Consider the following 6,931-nt stretch of genomic DNA (forward strand, 5'->3'; position numbering starts at 1 on the left):
CGGTGGCAGCACACCAGGACGGTTGCGCGAAGGCCGTCTGTCACGGATAGTCTTCGCCTCACGGCCCTGGCGCCTCGTAGGGGTGGGAAAAACTGATGGAACACATGCAAGTGCGGTCCCGGCCCCGCGTGCCGGCGATCCAGTGCGGCGTCGGCGCGACCGGCCGTCGGATCGAGCGTCACCTGGCAGTGCTCGGCGCGCCCGCACTCCCGGCGGTGGACACCGCCGAGGCACTCGGGTTGATAAGGGAACTGACGCCGCGCGGCTCCAGTGCCCCGACCGAGCCGCGTCGCCATGCGCGGGTGTCGCTGCTGGCGCCGCTGCGCCGGCTGCGGCGGAGCCTGTTCGGCGGTCGCGGCTAGGGCCTCAAGCCCTCGCGCCCACCGGCATCCGACCCGGCGGACCTCAGGGACCGCCGGGTCTTCGGCGTACCCGGGGTCCTTCGGCCGACCTCGGGCTCCGTGGGCCCAAGCCCTTGGGCCCTTACCGGGCCCGCGGCCGGCCGCCCGGCCGGGAGCAGCCCGAACCGTCCACCGTGCGGCCCCCCGCCCCCACCAGCACGGCGAGTCGGCGAGGCGGGCCCCGGTGCCCCCGGCGGTACGTGAGGATGGCGTTCATGGCGGACAACATCCACTCCACGCCCTTCCACACCACCACCTTCGAGATCACCACGGGCAGCCACGAGGTCGCCCTCGACATCACCGACCGCTGCGCCGAGTTCCTGAACGACCGGGCAGCCGGCCGTGACGGCCTGCTCAACGTCTTCGTGCCGCACGCCACGGCCGGAATCGCCGTGCTGGAGACCGGCTCGGGCAGCGACGACGACCTCCTCACGACGCTGCGCGAACTGCTGCCCGCCGACGACCGCTGGCGTCACCGGCACGGCAGCCCCGGTCACGGCCGCGACCACGTCGTCCCGGGCCTGGTCGCCCCGCACGCCACCCTGCCCGTGATCGGCGGCCAACTGGCGCTCGGCGTCTGGCAGTCCGTCGTCCTGATCGACACCAACCGAGACAACCCGCGCCGGACGGTCCGGCTCTCCTTCCTGGGCTGACCGGGCCGCACCCCGGCCCGGCCGTCCCGCCGGGGGCCTGTGGCGTGGCCTCCGGCGGGGTGGCCGGCTGCGGTCGTGGTCGGCGGGTCGGCTATCGGGTGGCCGTGCGGCCGTCGGTCCGGCCGGGTGCGGGGAGGATCGGGGTCGTCGTCGGCCCGGCCCTCCTGCCGGGGGCCTGTGGCGTGGCTTCCGGTGGGGTGGCCGCCCCGGTGGGGGAGGCCGCCGTGGCGACGGCGGAGAGGTAGCGCTCGATGGCCAGGTACTGGCAGAGCACCGCCACCGGGCGGCCGAGCCGCGCGTACCAGGAGGCGAGCCGGGCGAACGCGGTCACCTCGAACCAGACCTCGCCCGCGGTGTCCATGGTCACCAGGAACGCCTCCTCGCCGCACTCCGGGTGCCCGGGGAGGGTGCCGTAGGCGAAGCCGATCCGGTCCGGCTCGTCCACCGTCCACACCACCCGGCAGGGGATCACCAGCCGGGGCCGCCGCAACCCGGGCAGGCTCAGCCGCAGCAGGACGGTCGCGCCCTCCTCGGCCGGCGCGTACGGATGGACGGCGAAGCCGCTGCCCAGCTGGCTGCCCCAGCCGAGCACGTACCGCCCGGCCCGCTCCAGGACGTCGGGACCGTGCCCGAGGTGGATCCGCCGCCGCAACTGGGCGTAGCCCTCGGGGAGCCGGGCCTCGCGGGTGGCGCCCACCTCCGGGTAGGTCGGGGCGGCGGCGCGAGCGGCGAGCAACCGCCGGTGGAGCGAGACGGGGGAGGCGGAGGAGGCGGGCATGGGCCTCACGGTAACCGGGCCCGGCCGTCGGGACGGGGGGTGGGGGTGGGCGGACGGGTCGCCCGCCCTGGCACTCGCGGCGCCTCGGGCCCGTCCGGCCGGGCCTGGGCGGCGCGGGTCCTGGTTCGGTGGCTCCGCCCGCCCGGCCGCCGGTGCCCCGGCCCCGGCCGGCGGGGCCGTCCGCCCAGCGCTCCGGGCCCGTCCGGCCGGGGCCGGCCTTGCCGAGGGGTGGGGGCGCGGAGTATCAAGGCGGCATGAGCGAAGCGGTGAAGAACGAAACGGACCCGGTCTGCGCACTCGCCCCCGGTGGCGCCGGGCCGGAGGCCGCCCTGACGCACGACCCGGAGCTGACCGGGCCGCGCGCGGACTGCGTGCTGTGCGGGGAGCCGACCGAACTGCCCGCCGACCACCCCGGTGTCACGCTCTGCCCGGTCTGCACCTGGCAGCAGGCGCAGCGGATCGCCTGCTCCGGCTGACGGAGCGCACCCGACCGGGCCCGGCGCGGCCGTGGCGCCCCGGGCCCCGCGGTCCCCGGGCCTCCCCTCAGGCGTCCTCCCGCCCGGCGAGCGCGAGGGTGGAGCCCCGGCGGCCCTTGCGGACCATCAGCTGCGCAGGGATCCGGCTCCTCAGATCGGCGACGTGACTGACGATGCCGACCGCGCGGTCCCGCTCGCGCAGGCCGTCGAGGACGTCCATCACCTCTTCCAGCGCCTGCTCGTCCAGCGTGCCGAAGCCCTCGTCGATGAAGAGCGTGTCCAGCGGCATGCCACCGGCCTCGTCGGTGACCACGTCGGCGAGACCGAGCGCCAGGGCGAGCGAGGCGAAGAAGCTCTCGCCGCCGGAGAGCGTCGAGGTGTCCCGCTCGGTGCCGGTCCAGGCGTCCACCACCCGCAGTGCGAGGCCCGAGCGCTTGTTGCCGGTGCCCCGGCCGTCGCTGTGGACCAGGGTGTACCGGCCGCCCGACATCCGTACCAGGCGGGCGCTCGCCGCCGCCGCCACCTGCTCCAGCCGGGCCGCCAGGACGTACGACTCCAGCCGCATCCGCAGCCGGTTCTCGGTGGAGGTGCCGGCGGCGACGGACGCCAGCCGGTTGATCCGGGCGTACCGGTCCAGGGCCGGGGCCAGTGACGCGGCCAGCTCCGCCAGCTGCCGCCCGATCCCGGCCAGTGCCGTGCAGCGCGCCTGCGCCGCCTCGTGGCCGGCGTGCGCCCGGCGGAGCCGGTCGGTGGCCGCCAGCAGCTCGGCCTGGGTGCCGGGCAGATCGGCCGGCGGGCGGCCGGCGGCCACGGCCAGCTCGGGCCGGGCCAGCTCCCGCTCCGCCGCGGCCAGCGCCGAGCGGTGCCGGGTCAGCCGGGCCTCCAGCCGCTCGCGTTCCTCCCGGGGCAGCAGGACGGCCGTCGCCTCCTCCGGGCTCGGGAACCCGGCCGCGACGGCTGCCCTGGCCAGCTCGTCCTCGGCCTTCTTCCGTTGCAGCGCCGCGTCCGTGCAGGCCCGGGCCGCTCCGGCGAGTGCCGCCACGCTCCCGGCGAGGCCGGCCAGCGCCGAGGCCCGGGCGGACACCGACGCCGCGTCGCCCCGGGCCGCGGTCACCCGGCGGGTCAGCTCCTCCTGCTCGCTGCCGAGGGTCTGGATCCGGGCGGTCAGCGCGGCGGCGCGCTCACCGGCGTCGCGCAGTGCGGCGAGCTGGCGGGCCTGGTCCTGGGCCAGGCGTTCCAGCTCCCGGGTGACCGGGTCGAGGCCCTCTGCCGCCCGCAGCGCCTCGCGGTGCTCGCGCTCCAGCGCGCCCAGCGCCTCGGCCAGGGCCGCGACGCTCTCCGGCCCGGCCGCCCCGGCGGCGGTCGCCTCGCTCACCCGCAGGCCCGCCAGCTCCCGCTCGGCGGTGTCGGCCGCCTGCTCGGCCCGCGCCTGGGCGGCCCGGGCGGCGTCCTCCTCCTCCGCGCCGACCTGGCCACTCGCCGGGAGGGCCGGCTCCGGGTGCTCGGGCGATCCGCAGACCCGGCAGGCCTCGCCCGACCGCAGCTGCGCCGCCAGCTCGGCGGCCATGCCGGTCAGTCGGCGCTCGCGGACGTTCTGGCTGTGCTCGCGGGCGTCGAGCGCCTCGGTGCGCAGGGTGAGCGCCCGGGGCTCGGCCACGGCGATCGATGCCCGCAGCTCGTCCCGGCGGCGGGCGGCGGCCAGCCGCCCGGCCAGCTCGGCCTGCCGGACGTCCAGCTGCTCGACCCGGGCACCGGCGGCCCGGGCGGCGGACTGCTCCTCCTGGAGCGTGGCGAGCCGGCCGTCGAAGTCGGCCAGCCAGTCGGCGGCCTCCTCGGCCAGCTCCTCGGCGCGCCGCCGGTCGGCCTCCAGCGACGCCTGCTCGCGGCGGAACTCCGCGCAGCGCCGCTCCTCGGCCCGGGCCGTCTCCAGCCGGACCACCTCGGCCCGCAGCCGGTGCTCGGCCGCCGCCAGCTCCTCGGCCTCCGCGCGGGCCAGCGCCGGGCCCTCGCCGTCCGGGGCGCCGGCCAGCGCGGCGCGCTGGCGGCGCTCCTCCTCGTGGGCCGCCCGGTGGGCGGCCTCGGCGGCCTCGCGCAGGTGCAGCAGCGACTCCACCCCGACGGCCGCCCGGGCGGCCGTCAGCCTGGCGGAGTCACGCTCCATCGCCGGTGCGCCCTCGGCGAGGCGGGCCGCCTCCAGGGCGGCCTCCCGGTGGCGGCGCTGCCGGCCGGCCAGCTCCTCCGCGTTCCCGCGGTCCGCCTGGGCCCGGCGATGGCCGGCCTCGGCGCCGGCCAGCGCGGACTCGGCGACGGCGAGCTGCTCGGCGGCGCCGCCGCGCAGGATCGCGGCCCAGCCGAGCACCCCGGCGGTGAGGTCCGCGGCGGGGTGCGCCGACTCCTCCTCGGTGGGCACCCAGCCGGCGGCGGGCTCGGCCTGCGGACCGGCCGCCTGCTCGGCCTTGCTGGCCAAGTCCCGCAGGCGCCGGCGGCCGGTCTGGACGGCGGCCTCCTGGGAGCGGCGCTGCTCGGCCAGCCAGGCCTCGACGTGCTGGAACCGCTCGGTGTCGAACAGTCGCCTGAGCAGCTTGCCGCGCTCCTCGGAGTCGCCGCGCAGGAAGCGGGCGAAGTCCCCCTGCGGGAGCAGCACCACCTGGCAGAACTGCTCCCGGCTCATCCCGATCAGCCGGTGGATCTCCTCCCCGGCCTCCTGGTGCGACTTGCTGACCGCCCGCCAGCCCGGCGTGCCGTCGCCGCTGTCGGCGGCCCACTCGCGCAGCAGCGTCTGGGCGCGTTCGACGGTCGTCCCCCGGCCGACCTTCTTGGGGCGCAGCTGCTCGGGCAGCCGGGTGATCTCCAACCGCCGCCCGCCGAGCGTCAGCTCCAGCCGGACCTGGGTGAGCCGCAGCGGTTCGGCGTGGTCGCTGCGCAGCCGGCTGGCCCGCCTGGCGCCGGGCACCTCGCCGTAGAGGGCGAAGCAGACGGCGTCCAGCACACTGCTCTTGCCCGCGCCGGTGGCCCCGCGCAGCAGGAAGAGCCCGCCGGAGGCGAGCGCGTCGAAGTCCACCGTCTCGGTGCCGGCGAACGGTCCGAAGGCGGTGACGGTGAGGCTGTGGAGTCTCATCGGGGCAGCTCCGCCTTGCGGTCGTCGCTCTCCCGGACGGTCTCGAAGCCCTCGCGCAGCCAGCCGAGCTCGTCCGCGTCCGGCTCGGCGCCGGGGCGCACGTGCCGCAGGAAGCCCTCGGCGATCTCCAGGTCCGCCCGGCCGCTGACCCGGGCCGCGTACGAGGGGGAGGCGGTGGCCTCGCTCTCCTCGGGATCGAAGAGCAGCTGCAGGGTGTGCGGGAAGCGCCGGCGCAGCTGCTCCATCGGCTCGGCCGGGCGGCCGGGGTCGGTCAGGGTGGCCTGGACCCAGGACCGCTCGTGCTCGGCGTGCTCCGGGGCGGTCAGCAGCTGGTCGAGGTGGCCGCGCAGGCGGGCCAGCGGCCGCGGCCGCGGGCAGTCGATCCGCTGGGCGGCGACCGAGCCGTCCGCCGCGAGGTCGACCAGCCACATGGTCTTGCGGTGGGTGGCCTCGGAGAAGGAGTAGGCGAGCGGCGAGCCGCTGTAGCGCAGGTGCGGGGCGAGCGTCTGGCAGCCGTGCAAGTGGCCCAGCGCGGCGTAGTCCACCCCGTCGAAGACGGACGCGGGGACGGAGGCGACTCCGCCGACCGCGATGTCCCGCTCGCTGTCGCTGGGTGCGCCGCCGGTGACGAAGGCGTGTGCCAGCACCACCGACCTGGTGCCCGCGGGGCGGCTCGCGAGGTCGGCCCGGACGGCGTCCATCGCCGCGCCGAGCACCGCCGCGTGGCCGCCGCGCGCCAGCCCGAAGCGCTCCCGGACCAGCGTCGGCTCCAGGTAGGGCAGCCCGTAGACGGCGACCGGCCCGTGCTCGTCGGCCAACAGGACCGGCACCGCGCACTCGCCCGGGTCGGTCCGCAGGTGGACGCCGGCCCGGCCGATCAGGCCCGCGCCCACCCCGAGCCGGCGGGCCGAGTCGTGGTTGCCGCTGATGAACACCGTCGGCACGCCCAGGTCGGCCAGCCGGTGCAGCACGTCGTCGAACAGGGCGACCGCCTCCAGACCGGGCAGCGCGCGGTCGTACACGTCGCCGGCGACGAGCACGGCGTCGACGCGCTCGGCCCGGACCACCGCCACGAGGTGGTCCAGGAAGGCGCGCTGGGCGTCGTGCAGGCTCTCCCGGTGGAAGGAGCGCCCGAGATGCCAGTCGGAGGTATGCAGCAGTCGCATGGTCCCCGACCATAACGTCCGGCACTGACAACGCGGGCCGGATCGGGCGTCACACCCGTCCTCGGGGGCTCCGGCCGATCGCTCAGGGTGCGTTGTCAGTGACGGTGTGTATGTTCTCGATCGCCGGCCGCTCCGAGCCCGGGGCGGCGGCACGAGCCCCTGGGAGGACCCATGTCCGTGCAGTCCCCGAACGTCGACGGCCGCCCCGCGGTCGGGTCCGTCGTGCCCGGGTCCGTGCCCGTGCCTGTCGTGTCGGCGTCCGCCGTGCCTGAGCCGGTCGGGCGGGACCGGCCCGGGCGCCCGGCGGCCGGTGGGCGCGCCCGGCGCGCGATGCGGCGC

At 77.5% G+C, this 6,931-nt stretch carries 6 protein-coding genes; 3 read left to right on the top strand and 3 right to left on the bottom strand.

Annotation, left to right across the window (positions count from 1 at the left end):
- Positions 1-95 precede the first annotated feature (95 nt).
- Positions 96-362, top strand: a complete 267-nt coding sequence (locus ACFWA9_RS22280) for a hypothetical protein (RefSeq protein ID WP_329490551.1) — start codon at positions 96-98, stop codon at positions 360-362.
- A 254-nt stretch (positions 363-616) separates the two neighbouring features.
- Positions 617-1,054, top strand: a complete 438-nt coding sequence (locus ACFWA9_RS22285; protein ID WP_329490552.1) for a YjbQ family protein — start codon at positions 617-619, stop codon at positions 1,052-1,054.
- Between the two features lie 91 nt (positions 1,055-1,145).
- Here ACFWA9_RS22285 and ACFWA9_RS22290 read toward each other — a convergent pair whose 3' ends face one another.
- On the bottom strand, positions 1,146-1,832 hold the full coding sequence (locus ACFWA9_RS22290; protein ID WP_380389173.1) for a DUF1990 family protein: 687 nt from the start codon (positions 1,830-1,832) through the stop codon (positions 1,146-1,148).
- A gap of 254 nt (positions 1,833-2,086) precedes the next feature.
- Between ACFWA9_RS22290 and ACFWA9_RS22295 the strand changes: the two genes are divergently transcribed.
- Positions 2,087-2,308, top strand: a complete 222-nt coding sequence (locus ACFWA9_RS22295) for a hypothetical protein (protein ID WP_352291126.1) — start codon at positions 2,087-2,089, stop codon at positions 2,306-2,308.
- A 67-nt stretch (positions 2,309-2,375) separates the two neighbouring features.
- Here ACFWA9_RS22295 and ACFWA9_RS22300 read toward each other — a convergent pair whose 3' ends face one another.
- Entirely contained in the window at positions 2,376-5,426 is a 3,051-nt protein-coding gene (locus ACFWA9_RS22300) for an AAA family ATPase (RefSeq protein ID WP_380389175.1), read from the bottom strand.
- Positions 5,423-6,592: an exonuclease SbcCD subunit D gene (locus ACFWA9_RS22305; protein ID WP_380389177.1), complete on the bottom strand. Its 1,170-nt coding sequence runs from the start codon at positions 6,590-6,592 to the stop codon at positions 5,423-5,425. The genes ACFWA9_RS22300 and ACFWA9_RS22305 overlap by 4 nt, the downstream gene beginning before the upstream one ends.
- Between the last annotated feature and the right edge of the window lie 339 nt (positions 6,593-6,931).

This window comes from Kitasatospora sp. NPDC059973 (assembly GCF_042737525.1).
GTDB lineage: Bacteria > Actinomycetota > Actinomycetes > Streptomycetales > Streptomycetaceae > Kitasatospora.